This is a genomic window from Geodermatophilus sabuli (genome assembly GCF_010686765.1).
Classification (GTDB): domain Bacteria; phylum Actinomycetota; class Actinomycetes; order Mycobacteriales; family Geodermatophilaceae; genus Geodermatophilus; species Geodermatophilus sabuli_A.
Genome location: NZ_JAAGWF010000055.1, coordinates 1 through 899 on the forward strand (window position 1 = coordinate 1; position 899 = coordinate 899).

Genomic DNA, 899 nt, shown 5'->3' on the forward strand with positions numbered 1-899 from the left:
GTGAAGACCCTCACCCTGCTCGCGCTCGTCGGCCTCGGCGCGCAGCTCGTGGACGGCAGCCTCGGCATGGCCTACGGCGTCACGTCGACCACCCTGCTGCTCGCCATCGGCACCAACCCGGCCGCCGCGTCGGCCACCGTCCACCTCGCCGAGATCGGCACGACGCTGGCCTCGGGCCTGTCGCACTGGAAGTTCGGCAACGTCGACTGGAAGGTCGTCGCCAAGATCGGCCTGCCCGGCGCGATCGGGGCCTTCCTCGGCGCGACCGTCCTGGCCAACCTCTCCACCGAGGTCGCCGCCCCGGTCATGTCGCTGATCCTGCTGGCACTCGGCCTCTACCTGCTCGTCCGCTTCACCCTCCGCGGCGTCGACCGCCGGCACCTGGGCAAGCCCATGCGCAAGCGCTTCCTGGGCCCGCTCGGCCTGGTCGCCGGGTTCGTCGACGCCACCGGCGGCGGCGGCTGGGGCCCGGTGGGCACCCCGGCGATCCTGGCCAGCGGCCGCATGGAGCCCCGCAAGGTCATCGGCTCCATCGACACCTCGGAGTTCCTGGTCGCCCTGGCCGCCAGCCTCGGCTTCCTGCTCGCCCTGGGCTCCCAGGGCATCGACGCCGCCTGGGTGGTCGCCCTGCTCATCGGCGGCCTGATCGCCGCACCGCTGGCCGCGTGGCTGGTCCGCCACGTCCCCCCGCGCATGCTCGGCTCGCTGGTCGGCGGCATGATCGTGCTGACCAACTCCCGCACGCTGCTCCGCAGCGACTGGATCGACGCCTCCGACCCCGTCCGGTACACCGTGTACGCCGTGATCTACGCGGTCTGGGCCGCCGCGGTCGTCCACTCCTTCCGCGAGTACCGCAAGGACCGCGCCCAGGAGTCGGCCGACGCGCTCGCCGCCGAGGC

General features: G+C 73.3%; 1 protein-coding gene. It reads left to right on the forward strand.

The features are described from left to right. Window positions 1-899 (forward strand): sulfite exporter TauE/SafE family protein (locus GCU56_RS22955; RefSeq protein WP_239522761.1); only part of this gene is annotated, 899 nt, incomplete at both ends.